This window comes from Novosphingobium sp. BL-S-33 (assembly GCF_056857025.1).
Map to the genome: position 1 here is coordinate 3648038 of NZ_CM166474.1, position 18542 is coordinate 3666579.

Genomic DNA, 18542 nt, shown 5'->3' on the forward strand with positions numbered 1-18542 from the left:
TTGGCCCGTTTCTATGTGCCCGGTCTGTCCGGGGCATTGAAATCCTTGGTTACCGGCAGTTCAAGCGCCTCGTCGTGCACGGCGTCGCGCGGCACGGCCTTGCGCGATCCCGAGGAGACCCCGTGGAAGCCGTGGCACATCGCGCAAGTCGAGGGCACTTTTGCACGTGTCGGCAACAGGGAGGCCCCTTTCGCCGCGCCGACATGGCAGGTGCGGCACTGGGCGATGCCCGGCAGCAGCACATCGGCGGCGCGGTCGGACTTCGGCGCGGCGTGGCAGCTGGTGCAGCTTTCCTGCCGGTGCGCGGCATGATCGAACCAGCCTCGCATCATGTAGCGCGCAGGTTGGTGGACCGGTACGACGCCGGGCTTGCCGTCGATCATCGCCGCGCGGTGGCATTCGCCGCAGACGCCCTTGCTGGACAGCGCGGATGCGAGGCTCAGGCCCGGCCATGAGGCCTGTACCGGCTGCTGCACCGGCTGGGCATAGCGGAACTGGTAGAGGCCGCCTTCGCCGAAGACACCCGGCCGCCGCCGCGCGCCCACCTGCATTCCGGCTGGACGCGCCGCCATATAGGCGCGCGGCGTCCAGCGCGCGGCGGTGAGATCGGCGGCAAGCTGCTCCACGTCGCCGTGGCGCAGGCGGCGGACGATCCCGCCGACCCGGTCGTAGGCGAGCGAGTGGCAGCCTTCGCAATCGCGCTCCATTCGGACCGGCTGGAAGCGCACGCCGTCCTCGGTGGGGCGGTGGCAGTCCTTGCACTGGAGCCCGTTCGCGCCATAGCCGCGCGCGGCACCAAGGTTCATCGCCATGCGCGCCACCCCGCCGCGCGGATCGAGATGGAGGCGATGCGCGAAGGCCAGCCCGTTGTCCTCGCTCAAGGGCTTGTCGAGCGACAGTTCGGCGGTCTTGCCGCTCATCGCGTCGGTAACGACGGTGGCCGTGAACTGCGGGTGCAGGCGCGTGAAGTCCGACGCATTGCCGAGGCGCGTGTCGGGCAGCTTGTCCTTCAGCGCGCCGTGGCAATCGGCGCAGAACTGCTGGGCAGGTTCGGCCATGCGGGTCGGCCCCTGATGCTCGACATGGCAATCGCGGCAGGCGCCCGGCCCCTCGTGCCCGAAGGCACGGGCGACCGACCACAGTGCCCGCTCGCCGAGCGGCAGGTTGCCGCGCGCGGCGGCAAGGCGGGCCGGGTCGGCATGGTCGTGCACGGTCTTGTGGCAGGAGCGGCACGTGGCATCGCCCACCGGCTCGAACGGCTTGACGTGGCAGGTTTCGCAGCGATCGCTCAGGGTGTGGTGGGCCAGACTGAGTTCGCCGGGGTTCCAGCTCCTGTCCCCGATCACGCCCCGATCAGGCGTCCGCGTGAGGTTGCTGACGATCGGCACTGCCAGAAATGCGAGCAGGATCGCCAGCGCCAGCGTCCACGAGACCCAGCGCTTGCCCGGCAGCACGCCTTGCAGCGAAAAACCGCGCTTTTCCTCCAGATCGCCCGAGCGGGTCGCGGCGTCCTCGCCCTTGCGCACGGTGAGCAGCGCGGTGCCGTCCTCGGCCCGGCCCAGTGTCAGGCGATAAGTGCCGAAGCCCAGTTCCCCGCCCACTTTCGGGTCGAGCGTGGCACTGCGCGTCTCGCTGCCGTCCAGCACGAAGCCCAGCGTGCCCACGGCCTCTGCCCGCACCCGCCCTTCGGCGGCAAGGTGCAGCACGGCATGGCGCGGCTCCACGGCAAGATCCGGCAAGTGCAGATCGTTGTCGGCAAGGCGGCCGATGGTGAGCGCATCGCCCACCACGTCGCGGTCGCGCACGATCTCTCGCCCGGCGGCGGTGCGTTCGATCTGGCGGATGCGGAACGTCACTTGCGGCTCACCAGTAGAAGAACACGGAAACGACATGCGCGGTCAGCGCGGCCAATAGCGCCATCGTCGTCGGCACGTGGACGTAGAGCCAGACTTCCAGCAGCGCTTTGAGCCGCATGTGCCGCCGCAGCCGGTCCAGCATGGCCTTGCGGCGCATCATCAGCTTTTCGACGCGCTCCACATCGGGATTGGCGGCATCGAGCCCGGCAATCGCCCGCTGCGTGGCACAGTGCGGATAGTTCCCCGAAAGCCGCCGCCACAGCCCGGCCGTGAACGGGTCTTCGGCCAGCGCCGCCAGCACCAGATCGGCCTCCCGGCGGGCGAGCGGCTGGGCCGCCTCGTCCAGTTGCCGATCCAGCGCGCGCATCGCCTCCACCATCTGGGCCTGCGTCATCCCCTCCCGGTTCGAACTGAGCGCGGCGGGCAGCGCGGCATAGGCCCAGACCCCGAACAGGCCCGAGGCGATCACCAGCATCATCAGCGCATAGGCGAGCGTGTGGACGTTCCAGCCAAGCTGAAAGCCGGTGTGCAAGGTCGCCACCACCACCAGCGAAAGGCCAAGGTAGACATGCGCCGAAGTCCACGCCTTGAGCGACCAGCGCCCCGGTGTGATCGCTCGCTTACGAATGCCCAGCAGCGCCAGCCAGACAATCAGCAGCGCGCCGATCGTGCCCAGGGTATAGCCCAGCCAGGTCCCCCCGCCGGGGCGCGGTGTGGGATCGGTGAGCATATAGGCGGCAGCACTGACAAGGCAGAGCCCGCCCGCCAGCTTCGCCCAGCGGAAGCGGCGATGGCGCAGGAAACTCTCGTGACTGCTGGTAACCTCACGGTTCTGACGCAAGGGCGTGGTGGCCATCAGCCCTCCTCCCCCAACCGCGCGACAGTCAGGAACGCCTCGGGCGAAACGCGGATCGCGGCGCCGGTGGGGCAGGCACGCACGCACGAAGGGCCGCCGTCGATCCCGGCGCACATGTCGCACTTGATCGCCTTCTTCGGCTGTTCGACCTTGCCCGCGTGCTTCTTGCGCCAGTCCTTGCCCGGCTCGCCCGGTCCGGGGCCTTTGCCGAGAAACATCCACGAGAGCAGCGAAGGCTTCTTTGGCGGCACCGCGTCCATGCGGATCACGCCGTAGGGGCAGTTGCGCTGGCAATTGCCGCAGCCGATGCAAGTCTCGTCGATGAACACCTCGCCATCCGGGCCGCGCCGGATCGCATTGGGCGGGCAGTCGGCCATGCAGTGCGGATGTTCGCAGTGGCGGCACGAAGTGGGCACGTGGAGATGTGCGTAAGTTGTACCCGCCTCGCGGTCGAGGCGGGAGAGGCCGTCATGGCTGTCCGCGCAGGCTTTCTCGCAATTGTCGCAGCCGACGCAAAGCTTCTCGTCGATCAGCAGCACGTCGGTCGCTTCGCCGATGCCGTTGTCGACCAGGAACTGCGCGGTCTGCGAATACATGTCGACCACGCTGGAGAAGTTCTCCTTGCGCCCTTCGATGAAGGCATTGACCTCGCGCCGCCGCTCCATCTCGCCCATGGCCTTGGTGCGCAGTTGCGGCTTGCGGTCCAGCAGGCGCATGAACGCCTCGCCCGGCAGGCGGATCAGTTCGGAGCGGATCGCTGCGCGTACCGTGGCGGAGCGGCGCGATCCGTCGATCACTGCCATCTCGCCGACATAGGCCCCGGCGGGCAGATAGCTGAGGAACACCGGCTTTCCGGCGATCTCGCGCTCCACCACCATCGATCCGCGGCGGATGATGAAGATATCGGTGCCTTCCGCGCCTTCCTGCATCACCACGTCGCCCGCCCGAGCCTCCACCACTTCGGCCCCGGCGACCAGTTCGGCGATATCGTCCGGCGTCAGCCCCGATCCGAATATCTGGAGCAATTGCCGCTCGATCGAAATGCGGTTGACCACGCGGGCGGCGGCGGGCGCCGTCGCCATCAGCTTCAGCGCGGCGGCGCGCGGCAGTTCGACGACGATCAGGTCGCTGCCCGCCCGCACCGTCGCCCCGCGCCTGCGGCCCGAGATCAGGCCCACTTCACCGAAGATAGAGCCCTCGCCAATGGGCACGGTGATCGAGGGATCGTCCTTGCTGACTTCCACCAGCACCGATCCTTCGGCGATGGCGAAGAGCGAGGAGCCGGGCTCATGCCGCAGGAACACCGCCGCCCCTGCGGGAACCGCGCGCACGGCGGAATCGAGCATGATCTCGCGCAATTGCAGCGCCGAAATCTCGCGGAAGATCTCGATCCGCGTCCCGAACAGCGTGAGCCATTCCTCGACCCCGCGATTGCCGGGCAGCGGCGCGAATTTTTCGGCCAGTATCGGCTCGTCGGCAGGCTTGAGCGCGGTATTGCCGTTCAGGAACTCGACGACGTCGTAGCCCTGATTCATGCAGTGCTTGATCAGCGGATAACCCGCCAGCGCGCCGATCACGTGGATGCCCGGCCGTGTCGTCTCGAACTGGGGGGAGAGGACGGGGAATGCCTCCCGCTCTAGGCTGGTGAAGGCGATCCCGCAGTCTTCCACGAACTTGCGCGGCGGGGCGGAGCCGGTGCGGGCAATGATCCGGTCGCAGCGGATCGTCTCCTGCCCGTCGCGGGTATCGAGCACCAGTTCGCCGCCCTGTTCGCCAAGGCGCACTTCGGCCGGCGTTGTCTCATTCCGCACGCGGATGCGGCCTGCCGCCTCGGCTTCGGCCAACAGGGTGACGTTGCCTTCCTTGGCGCGGGCGAATTCGGTGCCGCGATTGAGGATGGTGACGACATTGCCCTGCGCCGGATCGGCGGCAAGCCCCAGCGCATTCTCGATCCCCGCATCGCCCGAACCGACCACGGTCACGTGCTCATCGATATACTCACCGGGATCGTCGAGCTGGTACTGGATATGCGGCATGTCCGCGCCGGGACAGCGCAGGCGGTTGGGATTGCCCTGCGTGCCGATCGCGAGGATCACGGCTTCCGCCTCGATCCGCGCGCCGTCCTTCAGCTTCAGGACAAAGGCGCCCTTCTCGCCCTCTATGGCAACGACTTCGGCGTGGTAGCGCACGGCGATGCCCTGTGCGGCGGCCTGCTCGTCCCAGGTGCCCAGCACCGCCTCGCGCTTGCCGGCGTCGAAATCGAAATCGGACCGCAGCACCAGCGAGGCGGGCGTCGCCATCACGTGCTTGCCCTTCTGGTACTTGAAGATCGTGTCCGACAGGTGGTTGGTCTTTTCCAGCAGCACGTGGCTCATGCCAAGCGCGGCTGCGCGGCCCGCCGCGCTCATGCCGGCGGGGCCCGAGCCCACGATGGCCAGTCGGACGCGTTCCGTCACCAAATTCCCCCTGCCGAGCCGCGATGGACATCGCCACGCCGGATGCCTGCCCAGCGAATGGGCCCCGCGATTGCAAAGTGCGGTGAAATTCCGCATCTGCGCTCGCGAGCAGCGTCCGACGTGCCCCCTGGGGCCGACCGGGCTCTCATGGATCGGTTTTTCCGATGTTACAACAGGGGGTTTACCGATGGGGGCAAAGATCGGTGTCCAGCGCGCGGCGCTGGTCGTCGCCGGGCTGGTTGCCGCAAGTGCGGTCGGCGTGGCCGTCTGGCGCACCAACGAACACCGGCCGGAAGCCGCAGCCGCCGGGGCAATCGCGCCGGGCGCAGACCCTGTCGGCACATTGGAACAGGCCGCGCACGATGCGCCCGCCGATGCCGCCGCATGGCAGAAGCTCGGCCTCGCCTACTTCGCGCAGAATCGCTACGGCGAAGCGGCCGATGCCTATGCGCGCGCGGCCGCCATCGCGCCGGATAAGGCAGTCCTGTGGTCTGCGCTGGGCGAGGCGCGAGTCATGGCCAGCGAACACGATCCGATGCCGGAACCCGCGCTGGAGGCCTTCCGCAAGGCCGCCTCTCTCGACAAGGCCGATCCCCGCGCCCGCTATTTCCTGGCCGTGAAGCGCGATCTGAACGGGGATCATGCCGGCGCGCTGGACGACTGGCTGGCGCTGCTGCGCGTTTCCCCCGCCGATGCCCCGTGGCGCACCGATCTCGTCCGCACCATTCAGCAAGTGGCGACGATAAACCATATCGACGTGACGAAGAAACTGGCCGAAGCGCAGGCCCTGCCCGCGGCCGCCCTGCCGCATGCGCAGGAAATGCCGCTGGCCACGCAAGGCATTCCCGGGCCCAGCGCCGGTGACATCGCCGCCGCCGCCCGGATGGCCCCGCACGAACAGCGCGAAATGGCGGACGGCATGGTCGCCCGCCTCGAAGCGCGGCTCGCGACCGAGCCTTCAAATGTCGACGGCTGGATCATGCTGATGCGCAGCCGGACGACGCTGGGAGAGACCGACAAGGCCCGCAAGGCGCTCGCCGATGCTATCGCCGCCAACCCCTCGCGTAGCGGGGATTTGCGCCAGCAGGCAGACGTTCTCGGCATTCACTGACAGGGGGCCACGGCGCGCACGATTAGCCAGAACCAATCACGGCGCGCCGTAACCGGCTTCCCTCGCGCGCGATGTGGGGAGCATGTGTCCCCAACGTCGAATCGATCCTGCCGGGAGTGCGCCATGAGTGAAGAACGCGAAATCGATGGTCTGCGCTGCATGTGGATGCGTGGCGGCACCTCGAAGGGCGGCTACTTCCTCAAGTCCGATCTCCCCGCAGACACCGCCGCGCGCGATGCCTTCCTGCTCGCGATCATGGGCTCGCCCGATCCGCGCCAGATCGACGGCATGGGCGGCGCCGATCCGCTGACCAGCAAGGTCGCCGTCGTCAGCAAGTCTGCCCGCGAAGGGATCGATGTCGATTACCTGTTCCTGCAGGTCTTCGTCGATCAGGCCATCGTCACCGACCAGCAGAACTGCGGCAATATCCTTGCCGGGATCGGCCCCTTCGCTATCGAGCGCGGGCTGATTGCGGCCACCGGCGACGAGACGAACGTCGCCATCTTCATGGAGAACACCGGCCAGGTCGCCGTCGCCACCGTGCAGACGCCGGGCGGACAGGTGACGTACAAGGGCGATGCCAGGATCGACGGCGTGCCCGGCAGCCACGCACCGATCCCGCTGGAATTCCGCGACACCGCCGGTTCTTCCTGCGGCGCGCTGCTGCCCACCGGCAATGCCGTGGACGAAGTGAACGGCGTGCGCGTGACGCTGATCGACAACGGCATGCCCTGCGTCGTCATGAAGGCCGAGGACGTCGGCATCACGGGCTACGAAGACCGCGAAAGCCTTGACGCCAATACCGAGTTGAAGGCCAGGATCGAGGCCATCCGCCTTGCCGTGGGCGAGCGGATGAACCTCGGCGATGTCAAGGACAAGTCGGTTCCCAAGATGATGCTGGTCGCCCCGCCGAAGCATGGCGGTGCGGTGACCGTGCGCAGTTTCATTCCCCACCGCGCCCACGCCACCATCGGCGTGCTCGGCGCGGTCTCGGTGGCGACGGCCTGCCTGATCGAAGGCTCGCCCGCCGCCGAAGTCGCCATATGCCCCGAGGGTCGCCGCAAGACGCTGTCGGTCGAACATCCGACCGGCGAGATGTCCTGCGTCCTCGAAGTGGACGAGGGCGGCGCCGTGGTGAGCGCCGCCCTCCTTCGCACCGCGCGCAAGCTGATGGACGGGGTGGTTTTCGCTTGAGCGCCAATCACTAACTGCAAAAAGCGCTCGCCGCGTCGCAACATTCCGGGTTATCAGGGCTTCAAGGGATCGATCGGCATCCCGCCCGACAGGAGTTGCGACATGGCCTCGAAATTCATCCTGACCACGACCATCGCCGCTGCGGCGCTTGCCGCTGTCGCCGGCTGCAAGGGGCCGCAAGCCGCCCCTGACAGCACCGCCACCGCCACGAATTCCCCGATCGACGTCTCCACGATCGTCAAGACGCGCAAGGCGAACTTCAAGGACATCGCCAAGTCCAACAAAGTGGCCAAAGTCGCGCTCGAAGCCTCGACGCCGGACTTCCCCACGGCCTCCGCCGCCGCTCAGGCGATCCAGACGGACGCGGGCAAGATCGTGGGTCTGTTCCCCGACGGCACCGGCCCGGCTGAAGCCCCGAAGACCGAGGCCCTGCCGATAATCTGGCAGAAAAACGCCGAGTTCAAGGCCGCCGCAGACAAGCTGATCGCCGCCGCCGGAACGCTCAAGACCGCTGCCGATGCCAAGGACCTCGCCGCCGCGAATACTGCGATGGCGGGCATCGGCGCCGCCTGCAAGGGCTGCCACGAGACGTTCCGAAAGAAGGATAAGTGAGTTCCCCGGCGGCCCCCACGGGCGTCCGCACCGCGCTTTGGGACCTGCCGGTCCGGGTGATCCACTGGAGCTTCGTGGTGCTGATCCCGGCGCTCTGGTGGACGGCCGAGAACGACCGGATGGCCCTGCACATGCAGATCGGCACGGTCTTGCTGCAACTGCTGGTGATCCGCGTGCTCTGGGGCTTCGTGGGCGGTTCGACCGCGCGCTTCGCCGCGTTCGTGCGCGGCCCCGGCGCGGTGCTGGCCTACTTGCGCGGCAAGACCGATGCCGCCGCTGCCGGGCACAACCCGGCGGGCGGCTGGAGCGTGATCACGCTGCTCGGCCTGATGGGGCTTCAGGTCACGCTCGGGCTGTTCTCGGGCGACGAGGATGACGGCGCCGTTGGCCCGCTCAATCATCTCGTGTCTTTCCGCACCGCCGACCGGGCGAGTAACCTGCACGGGCTGGTGTTCTATCTGATCCTCGCGCTGATCGCCCTGCACCTTGTAGCGATCGTCTATTACCGCGCGGTCAGGCGAGATCGGCTGATCGCGCCGATGGTGACCGGCAAGCGCGTGTTGCCTGCGGCCACGCCGGGGCTGGTGCGTGCGCCGGCTTGGCGGTTCTTCGCCTGTGTGGTGGTGGCATGGCTGGTCGGCTGGGCGATCTGGAGCGGGGTCAAGGCTTAGCGGCGGACGGTCGGAGGCTTCCGTTCCGCCCAGTCGCTTTAGACGCAAGCCATGGTTCGGCGCCCGTCGAGCACCCATCGGGGTTCCGGGCTAACCTGCGAAATGGATCCTGAAACAAGTTCAGGATGACGGATTGAGAGAACATCCGTTCCGCTGGCGACGAAGTCCCCATTTTGACAGCCCTGCTCTCAGCCCAACCTCTCAACCCCGCTCAGGCTGAGCTTGTCGAAGCCCCCTGAGGCGGGGCGCTGGGTCTACCATCCTTCGACAGGCTCAGGATGAGCGGGGTGGGTGGGGCTAGGGTGGAGATGGAGAAGACGATGCTCGCTCCCCCGCTTCACCCCTGCTTCAATTCCCGCAGTTCCTTCCGCGCCGCCATGTAGTTCGGCAACACGCTCCCCGCATACGTCCCGAAGATCGGCAGGTCGCCCCGGTCGATCGTCTCGGCCTCCGCATAGTGCGCAATGATCGCATCGGAATCGTTCATAAACTTGCCCGGCGCGTACTGCATGGTCGGGAACGTCACTTTCTCGAAATGCGGGGCGAGCTCGGCGCGGATCGCGGCTTCGTTCTCATCCCCGGCTGAGAAAATGCGCTGCTCGAACTGATCGAGAAGCCCCGCCTCCAGCAAAAAGATCCGCAGCTTGAGGCAGTGCGGACACGTCGCCTTCAGATAGAGAACGGGGCGGAACAGACTGTCTGACATGGGTTTTCCTCGTTCGGTCATTCGGTAAACGAGATGGAGGTGGGCTTGGCCAGTTCAAGCCCGCTGCCCGTCGCGGTCAGCCTGCCGCTGGCACGGTCCACCGCGAAGACCGCGAGATTGCCGCCACCTTGCGCGCCGCCCTGATTGGCGACCACCAACCATTTGCCATCGCCTGAAAGCGAGAAGGCCCAGGGGATCTGTCCGCCGCTGTCCACCGTGTCGATCGGCGCCAGTCCGCCGTCCTGCCGCACGGCGTAGATCTGGATGCGATTGGCCGCACGGTTGCCTGCGTAGAGGAAGCGCCCATCGCGCGAGATCGCGATTTCCGATCCGCTGCGCGTGCCCGCGAAGTCGGCCGCATCGAGCTGGACCGTAGACAGCGGCGTGAGCCGTCCCTGCCCGGCATCCCACGCATAGCTGACGATCGAGCCCCCCATTTCCTCCATCAGGAAGGCATGGCGGCGGTCCGGCGAGAACACGATGTGCCGGGGGCCGGCGCCGGGCGTCACGGATGCGAAAGGCTCCGGCGCGGGTGATATCGTGCCCTTGGCGGCATCGAAGCGGTAGACGTAGACCTTGTCCGCGCCGAGATCGGGCGACAGCAGCCAGCGGCCCGAAGGATCTAGCGTCACGCCGTGCGCATGCGGCCCCTTCTGCCGCCGCTCGTTGGGGCCGGAGCCGGTATGGGCCTCCACGCTGGACGGCGCGGCGGCCAGCGTTCCGTCCGCCCCGACCGGGATCGTCGCGACGTGTCCGCTGCTGTAGTTGGCGACGAACAGCGTCCGCCCGTCCTGCGACAGCGCAAGGTGGGTCGGCCCGCCGCCGCCCGAATCGGCGCGTCCGCGAGGCGCCAGCGCGCCGGTCGCCGGGTCGTAGGAGAAGCCCAGCACGGCGCCATGGATCGTGCCGTCGTTGCCCGTCTCGCTCACTGAGAAAAGGCGGCGGTGGGCGGAATCGGCGAGTACCCAGGTCCCCCGGTCGACTTCCGCGACCACACCCAGCGAAGTGAGCGCGCCGCTCTGCGGATCGAACCGTACAGCCACCACGCCCTGCCCCGGCCCGCTGCCCTGCGTGCCGACATAGGCCAGCGTCTGGACCGGAGCGCTTGCAGTCGGCACGGTCGCGCACCCCGTCAGCGCGATGGCCGTCATGCCGGACGTCGCCCAGCGCATGGCGCTACCCCACAGCTTCGCTTTCATTTTCGCATCCTTTTCCCGATCTTGCCCCGCAGGTTAGCGAGCTAATGCGGACCCGGCCACAGCACCGTGCGCAATCTATCGGGGACGGTGCGGAATCGAAGCCCTTGTAAAGTTCCTCCCCTGCAAGGGGAGGAGTTCGGGGGGGCGCGCGAGGGCCATTGCGCCTGCCGCATCCGGTACTTAGGTTGACCGCGCGCCTTTCCCCCTCCCCCGCGATGGCGCGGCGATACAGGAGCCTCTCCTCATGGAATTCCGTCGCGAATCCGACTCCATCGGCGAAATCGACGTCCCAGCGAACGCCTATTGGGGCGCGCAGACCGAACGCAGCCTGCACAACTTCCCGTTCGGCCAGACCGAGCGCATGCCGATCGCCATCATCCACGCCCTCGCCCGCGTGAAGCTGGCCGCCGCGCGGGTGAACCGTCGCCACGGGCTCGCCGCCGAGCTGGCGCAGGCCATCGAGGCGGCGGCCGCCGAAGTGATCTCGGGCTCGCACGACGACCAGTTCCCGCTGGTGATCTGGCAGACCGGCTCGGGCACCCAGAGCAACATGAACGTCAACGAAGTGATCGCCGGACGCGCCAACGAGCTGCTTTCCAGCAAGCGCGGCGGCAAGAGCCCGGTCCACCCCAACGACGACGTCAACCGCGGCCAGTCCTCGAACGACAGCTTCCCCACCGCCCTGCACGTCGCCGCCGCGCTGGGGATCGAGCGGGCCCTGCTGCCCGCGCTGGACCGGCTGGCGGCGGCGCTCAATGCCAAGGCCCAGGCGTGGAGCGGGATCGTCAAGATCGGCCGCACCCACTTGCAGGACGCCACGCCGCTGACGCTGGGCCAGGAGTTCTCCGGCTATGTCCAGCAATTGCGCGACGCGCGGCGGCGGCTGGTGGAGGCCGAACAGGGCGTGCTGCGGCTGGCGCAGGGCGGCACCGCCGTCGGCACCGGGCTCAACGCGCCAGAGGGCTTTGCGGCCGACATGGCCTCCGATCTGGCATCGCAGACCGGGCTGGCCTTCGTGCCCGCGCCCAATGCCTTCGAGGCGCTGGCCAGCAACGATGCGCTGGTGCAGCTTTCGGGCACGCTTTCGACGCTGGCGGTGGCACTGACCAAGATTGCCAACGACGTGCGGCTGCTGGGATCCGGGCCCCGCTCCGGGCTGGGTGAGCTGGACTTGCCAGCCAACGAACCGGGCAGCTCGATCATGCCGGGCAAGGTCAATCCCACCCAGTGCGAGATGCTGACGATGGTCTCCGCGCAAGTGATCGGCAACCATCAGGCGGTGACCGTCGGCGGGATGCAGGGGGCGTTCGAGCTGAATGTGTTCAAGCCGCTGATCGGCGCGGCGGTCACGCGCTCGATCGCGCTACTGGCGACCGGGATGGACAGCTTCGCCGAGCGCTGCGTGGAAGGGATAGAGCCCAACCGCCGGCGCATCGCCGAACTGGTGGAGCGCTCGCTGATGCTGGTCACTGCGCTCGCGCCCGAGATCGGTTACGACAATGCGGCCAAGATCGCCAAGCATGCCCATGCGGAAGGGATGACTCTGCGCGAGGCGGCGCTCGATCTGGGGCTGGTTGACGAGGCGACGTTCGACCGGGTGGTGCGGCCTGAAACGATGGTTTGAGGGGGCTAAGGGGCCGGGATTGAGTCGGATCAGGATGACATCCTGAACCCCAAACCTTCGTCGCCCCCGCGAAGGCGGGGGCCCCGCTGCCTTCTCGCTACATCGCAAGAACAAGCGGGGTCCCCGCCTGCGCGGGGACGACGAGGTTCATTGTGTTGACCTCGTTCGGGCCGGCCCGGCTTTCGCCAGCCAGATTCAAATCGGGCCCTTCAAGCCCGACCGTTTAGGGCCAGCCCTTCCCGGACCGGCCCCGCATTCCTTCAGCCCTTGGCCTGCTCGGGCCCGCCGATGGCGCGCACGTAAGCCACGGCGGCACGCATCCGATCGGTCTCGACCGCGATCGCCGAACGCTGGGCGGCCAGCGCATCGGTCTGCGCGGTGACGACATCGAGGTAACCCGATGCGCCGTCGCGATAGCGCGACATGGCGATCTCGCTGGTGCGGCCTGCGGCGTCGGCGGCTTCGCGCTGGGCTTTGCCTTGTGCCTCAAGCTGGCGCATCGCCGAGATGGAGTCTTCCACCTCGCGGAAGGCGTCCAGCACCGTCGAGCGGTAATCGGCAGCGGCCTGATCGTATTCCGCGCGCGAGATCTTGACTTGCGCGCGACGAGCACCGCCGTCGAAGACGTTGAGCAATGCCGTCAGCGGGCCCAGCGCCCACATGCTGTTCGGCGCGCTCAGCAGGTTGCCGTGGGTGGCCTGCCACCCGCCCGAACCGCCGAGGCTGATGGTCGGGAACCATGCTGCGCGGGCGACGCCGATCTGGGCATTGGCGGCAAAGACGCGGCGTTCGGCGGCAGCGATGTCCGGGCGGCGCTGGAGCAGTTCGGACGGCGTGCCCACCGCAATAACCGGCGTGGCAATCGCGCCGTCGCGCGGGGCGACGTGGAAGTCCGATGCCAGCGCGCCGGTCAGCGCGGCCAGTTCGTGCTCGGTCTGCGCGCGATCGTTGGCGACCGATGCGACTTGTGCCTGCGCATTGCCGAGCACGGTACGTGCGCGGTTGACGTCGATGCCCGAGGCGATGCCGCCCTCGTGCCGGGTCTCGGTCAGTTCGAGCGCGTGCTTGAAAGCGTCCACCGAATCGTCGAGCAGGCGGGCTTCCGCGTCGAGCCCGCGCAGCCGCAGGTAGGCATCCGCCACCGAGGCCTGAAGGCTGAGTCGTGCCGAGGCGAGATCGCCTTGCGAGGCTTCCGCTTCCGCCTTGCCGGCCTTCACCGTGTTGCGCACCCGGCCCCAGAGGTCGAGCTCGTAGGACACGCTGCCGCCGACCACGAAGTCGTTGTAGGTCGCCGGGCCATTGGTGGCGAGCGGACGGCCGCCCGAGACACGCTCACGCGTGGCCGCACCGGAAACGCCGACCTGCGGGTAGAGGCCCGAGGCGGCAAGACCGGCGGCGGCATGCGCCTGGTCGTAGCGCGCGAGCGCGGCGGCCAGCGTCGGGCTCGCGGCGGCGGCGCGGGTTTCGAGATCGTCGAGCACCGGATCGCCGAACGCGGTCCACCAGTCTCCCCGCACGTCGCCATCGCTCGGCGCGGCCTGCGTCCAGCCCGCCATCTCGGCGAACTGGGCGGGCGCGGCGGGCAAGGCGCTCTGCGGCGATTTATAGTCGGGCGCCATCGAGCAGCCGGCAAGGCCGGTGCCCGCAAGCAGCACCGCGGTCATGGCGGCAAGCGCCGCGCGGTTAGCCGCCATGGGCCGCACCTTTGCCCGGAGCATCAGCCTTGGCCGGAGCGTCGGCAGCCGCCTGCGGCTGCACATGGTCGCCGGTGCGGATCGAGTCCGGCGGCGAGTCCACCACGCGGTCACCCAGATTGACGCCGACCGAGACGATCACCGACTTGCCCTGATCGCGGGCGATGGTGATCGGGCGCACGGTGACGCGGTTGTCCGCGCCGAGCACGGCGACGCTCGGGCCCTTGTCGGTGTTGAGCACCGCGCTGCCCGGCAGGGTCACGCCCTTCAGCGTGGCATCGACGTCGAAGTGGGCCTGCACGAAGGCGCCCGGCTTGAGCGCGCCTTCCGAGTTGTCGGCCTGCACTTCGACCAGCACCGCGCCCGACTGGGCGTCGACCGCGCCGGCGCTGCGGCTGACCGTGCCGGGGAACGTGCGGCCGGGGAACTCGGGCAGGCTCAGCGCGACGGCGACGCCGGGGTTGACCAGCGCCGAGTAGATCTGCGGCACCCGCACATAGACGCGCATCTTGTGCGTGTCGGATACGGTGAACAGCGGCTGGGCGGCGGCATTGCCTGCCACCACCAGCGCGCCGATCTGCGCCGAGCGGCTGGTGACGACGCCTGCGAACGGAGCCGAAAGCTGGGTGAAGCCGTGCTGCGCCTCAAGCTCGCGCACATTGGCGAGCGCGGCATTGGCGAGCGCGGTCTTGGCCGCGAGGTCGCCCGCCTTCTCGTCCACTTCCTGCTGCGAGACGGCATCCTTGCCGAGCATCGCGCTCCAGCGCTTGGAGGTCGTCGCCGCAAGGCGCTGGTTGGCCAGCGCGGTCTGGTAGTCCGCCTTGGCCTGCGCCAGCTGCTGGTCGATTTCCGGCGCGTCCAGAATGGCCAGCGGCTGGCCGGCCTTCACGTGATCGCCGATATCGGCCAGCCACTTGCTGACGTAGCCGTTGGTGCGCGCATTGATCGCGGCGCTGTTCCATGCCTGCGCAGTGCCGGGAAGGACGAGCCCGCCCTGCCCTGCGGCAGTCTGGGGCACGACCACCGAGACGGTGGGCAACGCGGCGTCGGCGGCCACCGTTTCCAGTTCCTTGCGGGCCTGGATGCGGGTGGCGGTGCCGATGCCGACCACCGCGAGCGCCACCAGCGCGGCGCCGACGCCGATGCGCTTCAGCGTGCGGCTGTCGGGGCCGGTCGGGGTTTCGCCCTCGGGGCTTTCGGGGATCGCGTGGTTCTGGGGATCAAGCATGGGCGGCCTGCACTTCCATGGGAGCGACCTTCTCGCGGCGACGGCCGTGGAAGAAGGCGAAGACGGTGGGAACGAAGAACAGCGTGGCGATCGTCGCACAGACGAGACCACCGATCACGGCGCGGCCGAGCGGAGCGTTCTGCTCGCCGCCCTCGCCAAGGCCAAGGGCCATCGGCGCCATGCCGATGATCATGGCGAGCGCGGTCATCAGCACGGGGCGGAAGCGGACGAGGCCGGCTTCCATCGCCGCCTTCACCGGATCGCCCAGCTCGGCCAGCTTTTCGCGGGCGAAGCTGACGACCAGGATCGAGTTGGCGGTGGCCACGCCCATGCACATGATCGCGCCGGTAAGGGCCGGGACCGACAGCGTGGTCCCGGTCGCGAACAGCATCCAGACGATACCGGCCAGAGCGGCGGGCAGCGCGGTGATGATGATGAACGGATCGAGCCAAGACTGGAAGTTCACGACGATCAGCAAGTAGATCAGCACGACTGCCGCGAGCAGGCCCCAGCCGAGGCCGGAGAAGGCCGTGTTCATCGTCTGGTACTGGCCGCGGATGGTCACGCTGGCGCCCTTGGGCATTTCACCCTTGAGCGAGTTGATCGCGTGCTGCACGTCGCCCGCCACGGCACCAAGGTCACGGCCCTGGATGGTCGCGAAAATGTCGATGACCGGGGCGATGTTATAGTGCGAGACGACCGGTGCGGTGGTCGAACGGGTTACCGTGGCCAGCGCGCCCAGCGGCTGCGGACCGGCAGTGCCCGATCCGGAGACCGGCAGGTTGGCCAGCTTGCTCATCGAATCGACGGCATAGTCCGGCGCCTGCGCGACCACGGCATATTGCACGCCGTTGTCCGGGTTCACGAAGTACACCGGCGCGGTCTGCGAGGTACCGGCAAGCGAGTTGCCGAGGCTGGTGGTCACGTCCCTTTCGGTCAGGCCGTACTGCCCGGCCCGCGCGCGGTCGACATTGACGTCGAGCTGCGGCGAGTTGGCAGGCTGCTGGATGCGCAAGTCGGCCAGGCCGGGAATGCCGTTCAGCTTCACCATCAGCTTGTGCGCGAAGGCACGCGCCGCCGCGGGATCCTTGCCGGAGATCTGGACGTCGATCGGCGAAGGCGAACCGAAGTTCAGGATCTGGCTGGTGATGTCGGCGGGCAGGAACGAGAACTGCGTGCCGGGGAAGCGGCGGGGCAGTTCGCGGCGCAGCTGCGCGACGTAGCCGTCGGTCGGCTTGTGGCCTTCCTTCAGCGTGATCAGCATGTCGCCGTCCTGCGGACCGATGGTGCCGCTGTTGTTGTAGACGGTGTTGATCGAGCTGACCGGCAGACCGATGTTGTCGGTGACCGATTCCAGCTGGGCGCTCGGGATGATCTTGCGCACTTCGGTGGTGATCTGTTCGAAGTTGCGCGCGGCTTCGTCGATGCGGGTGCCGACCGGCACGCGGATGTGCATGGCGATCTGGCCGGAATCGACCGACGGGAAGAAGTTGCTGCCCAGCATCGGCATCAGGCCGAAGGAGAGCACGACCACGGTGAGGAAGCCGATCATGAACGGCTTGCGCGAGCGCAGGGCGCGGGCAAGCATGCCGAGGTAACCGGCGCGGATCTTCTCGAAGCGGGCCTCGAAGCCGCGCTGGAACCGCACGAAGGGATTGCGCGAGGCCGGCGAACCGGCGTTGTGCGCATTCTCGTCATGCGGGGTGTGCGGCTTCAGCAGGTACATCGCCATGGTCGGCACCAGGGTGCGCGACAGGATGAACGAGGCGATCATCGCGAAGACCACCGAAAGCGCCATCGGCACGAACAGGTAGCCCGCAACGCCCGGCAGGAAGAACATCGGCACGAAGACGATGCAGATGCAGAGCAGCGAAACGAAGGCCGGGGTCACGATCTGGGCGGCACCGTCAAGGATGGCGTCCATCACGCCCTTGCCCTGTTCGAGGTGCCAGTTGATGTTCTCGATGGTCACAGTCGCGTCGTCGACGAGGATGCCGACCGCGAGCGCCAATCCGCCCAGCGTCATGACGTTCATCGTCTGCCCGAACACCGCGAGCGCGGCGACGGCGGCGAGGACCGCCAGCGGGATCGAAACCGCGATGATCACGGTCGAACGCCAGGAACCGAGGAACAGCAGGATCATCAGCGAGGTCAGCGCGGCGGCGATCGCGCCTTCATGAAGCACGCCCGAAACGGCGGCCTTCACGAACACCGACTGGTCGCCCACCGGCAGCACTTTCAGCGTGTCCGGCAGGGTGGAGGTGATCTTGGGCAGCGCGTCCTTCACGCCGTCCACCACCGACAGGGTCGAGGCGGCGCCGTTCTTGAGCACGGTGAGCAGCACCGAGCGGCTGCCCTGCACGTGCACGACGTTCTGCTGCTGGGCGCTGCCGTCGCGGACGAAGGCCACGTCGCGCATGTAGATCGTCGCGCCGTTGACCACCTTGACCGGCAGGTCGTTCAGCGCCTCGATCGAGGCGGGGGTGTTGTTCAGGCGGACCGAGTACTGCGCCGGGCCGATCTTGACGAAGCCGGCCGGGTTGATCTGGTTCTGCGCAGCGATGGCGTTGCCGACGTCCTGCGCCGAAAGGCCGCGCGCCTGCAGCGCGTCGGGATCGAGGTCGACCTGCACCTGGCGCTGCTTGCCGCCCGAGGGATAGGGCATGGCAAGGCCGGGAATGGTGACGAGGCCGGTGCGGACCTGGTTCTGGCCGATGTCGAACAGCTGCTGTTCTGACAGACCCTTGCCCGAGAGCGCGAGCTGGAGGATCGGCACAGTGGAGGCGGAATAGTTCAGGATCAGCGGCGGGTTCACGCCCGGCGGCATCTGCTTCAGCACGGTCTGCGAAATCGAGGTGACCTGCGCCGTCGCCGTGCGGATATCCGCGCCCGGCTGGAAGTAGATCTTGACGATGCCGGTGCCTTGCAGCGACTGGCTTTCGATATGTTCGATATCGTTGACGGTGGTGGTCAGCACGCGCTCGTAAGGCGTGACCATGCGGTCCGACATGTCCTGCGGCGACAGACCCGTATAAGTCCACGCAACCGCGATGACGGGGATCTTGATCTCCGGAAAGATGTCGACCGGTGTGCGGAAAGCGGCGATCAGGCCGCCGATCGCGATAAGAATGGCCATGACGATAAATGTCAGTGGCCGATGCAGCGCGGTCTTGACGATTCCCAGCATCGAATACTCCAAACGCCGAGGAGCCCGCGCGCAGGGACGCACGGCTCGCCGGCCAGATCGCCTCACCCCGGAAATGGTATGGAGAGCCGATAGCCGGAAGCCGCGCTAAGGCGCGGCGGGGACCGGGACGACCCTTCCTGTTTTTTCG

General features: G+C 67.9%; 13 protein-coding genes. 5 read left to right on the plus strand and 8 right to left on the minus strand.

The annotated features are described in order from the left end of the window. Positions 1-11: 11 nt before the first annotated feature. From AC1VVM_RS16900 to AC1VVM_RS16910, 3 genes are read right to left on the minus strand one after another with little or no spacing between them, the layout of a single operon-like run. Positions 12-1856, minus strand: coding sequence for a cytochrome c3 family protein (locus tag AC1VVM_RS16900; RefSeq protein ID WP_482904723.1), 1845 nt, complete (start codon positions 1854-1856; stop codon positions 12-14). 7 nt (positions 1857-1863) lie between these two features. Next, on the minus strand, positions 1864-2712 hold the full coding sequence (locus AC1VVM_RS16905) for a hypothetical protein (protein ID WP_482904724.1): 849 nt from the start codon (positions 2710-2712) through the stop codon (positions 1864-1866). Beyond that, positions 2712-5120, minus strand: coding sequence for a cyclic nucleotide-binding domain-containing protein (locus AC1VVM_RS16910; RefSeq protein ID WP_482956368.1), 2409 nt, complete (start codon positions 5118-5120; stop codon positions 2712-2714). The genes AC1VVM_RS16905 and AC1VVM_RS16910 overlap by 1 nt, the downstream gene beginning before the upstream one ends. 235 nt (positions 5121-5355) lie before the next feature. Here AC1VVM_RS16910 and AC1VVM_RS16915 point away from each other — a divergent pair, with 235 nt between their 5' ends. The 4 genes from AC1VVM_RS16915 to AC1VVM_RS16930 all read left to right on the plus strand — a co-directional run bounded on the left by AC1VVM_RS16915 (position 5356) and on the right by AC1VVM_RS16930 (position 8756). Beyond that, positions 5356-6279 carry a tetratricopeptide repeat protein gene (locus AC1VVM_RS16915; RefSeq protein ID WP_482904725.1) on the plus strand — a complete coding sequence of 308 codons (924 nt, stop codon included), beginning with the start codon at positions 5356-5358 and terminating at the stop codon, positions 6277-6279. A gap of 123 nt (positions 6280-6402) precedes the next feature. Further along, positions 6403-7473, plus strand: a complete 1071-nt coding sequence (locus AC1VVM_RS16920) for a 4-oxalomesaconate tautomerase (protein WP_482904726.1) — start codon at positions 6403-6405, stop codon at positions 7471-7473. A gap of 102 nt (positions 7474-7575) precedes the next feature. Further along, a complete protein-coding gene (locus tag AC1VVM_RS16925; RefSeq protein ID WP_132386893.1) occupies positions 7576-8085 on the plus strand; it encodes a cytochrome c in 510 nt (169 codons plus the stop codon). After that, positions 8082-8756, plus strand: a complete 675-nt coding sequence (locus tag AC1VVM_RS16930; RefSeq protein WP_482904727.1) for a cytochrome b/b6 domain-containing protein — start codon at positions 8082-8084, stop codon at positions 8754-8756. Before AC1VVM_RS16925 ends, AC1VVM_RS16930 begins: the two co-directional genes overlap by 4 nt. A gap of 337 nt (positions 8757-9093) precedes the next feature. On the opposite strand, the gene AC1VVM_RS16935 is transcribed toward AC1VVM_RS16930, so the two are convergent. Further along, a complete protein-coding gene (locus AC1VVM_RS16935) occupies positions 9094-9462 on the minus strand; it encodes a glutathione S-transferase N-terminal domain-containing protein (protein ID WP_482955539.1) in 369 nt (122 codons plus the stop codon). Between the two features lie 17 nt (positions 9463-9479). Beyond that, positions 9480-10661: a lactonase family protein gene (locus AC1VVM_RS16940; protein WP_482955540.1), complete on the minus strand. Its 1182-nt coding sequence runs from the start codon at positions 10659-10661 to the stop codon at positions 9480-9482. Positions 10662-10905: 244 nt separating this feature from the next. Here AC1VVM_RS16940 and fumC point away from each other — a divergent pair, with 244 nt between their 5' ends. Continuing rightward, a complete protein-coding gene (fumC, locus tag AC1VVM_RS16945; RefSeq protein WP_482904729.1) occupies positions 10906-12285 on the plus strand; it encodes a class II fumarate hydratase in 1380 nt (459 codons plus the stop codon). Between the two features lie 260 nt (positions 12286-12545). Here fumC and AC1VVM_RS16950 read toward each other — a convergent pair whose 3' ends face one another. From AC1VVM_RS16950 to AC1VVM_RS16960, 3 genes are read right to left on the minus strand one after another with little or no spacing between them, the layout of a single operon-like run. Beyond that, positions 12546-13979 carry an efflux transporter outer membrane subunit gene (locus AC1VVM_RS16950; protein WP_482904730.1) on the minus strand — a complete coding sequence of 478 codons (1434 nt, stop codon included), beginning with the start codon at positions 13977-13979 and terminating at the stop codon, positions 12546-12548. Next, positions 13969-15207, minus strand: a complete 1239-nt coding sequence (locus AC1VVM_RS16955) for an efflux RND transporter periplasmic adaptor subunit (protein WP_482955541.1) — start codon at positions 15205-15207, stop codon at positions 13969-13971. The genes AC1VVM_RS16950 and AC1VVM_RS16955 overlap by 11 nt, the downstream gene beginning before the upstream one ends. Further along, positions 15200-18394 (minus strand): efflux RND transporter permease subunit, encoded by a 3195-nt coding sequence (locus AC1VVM_RS16960; RefSeq protein ID WP_482904732.1) that lies wholly within the window; start codon positions 18392-18394, stop codon positions 15200-15202. The genes AC1VVM_RS16955 and AC1VVM_RS16960 overlap by 8 nt, the downstream gene beginning before the upstream one ends. Positions 18395-18542 lie beyond the last annotated feature (148 nt).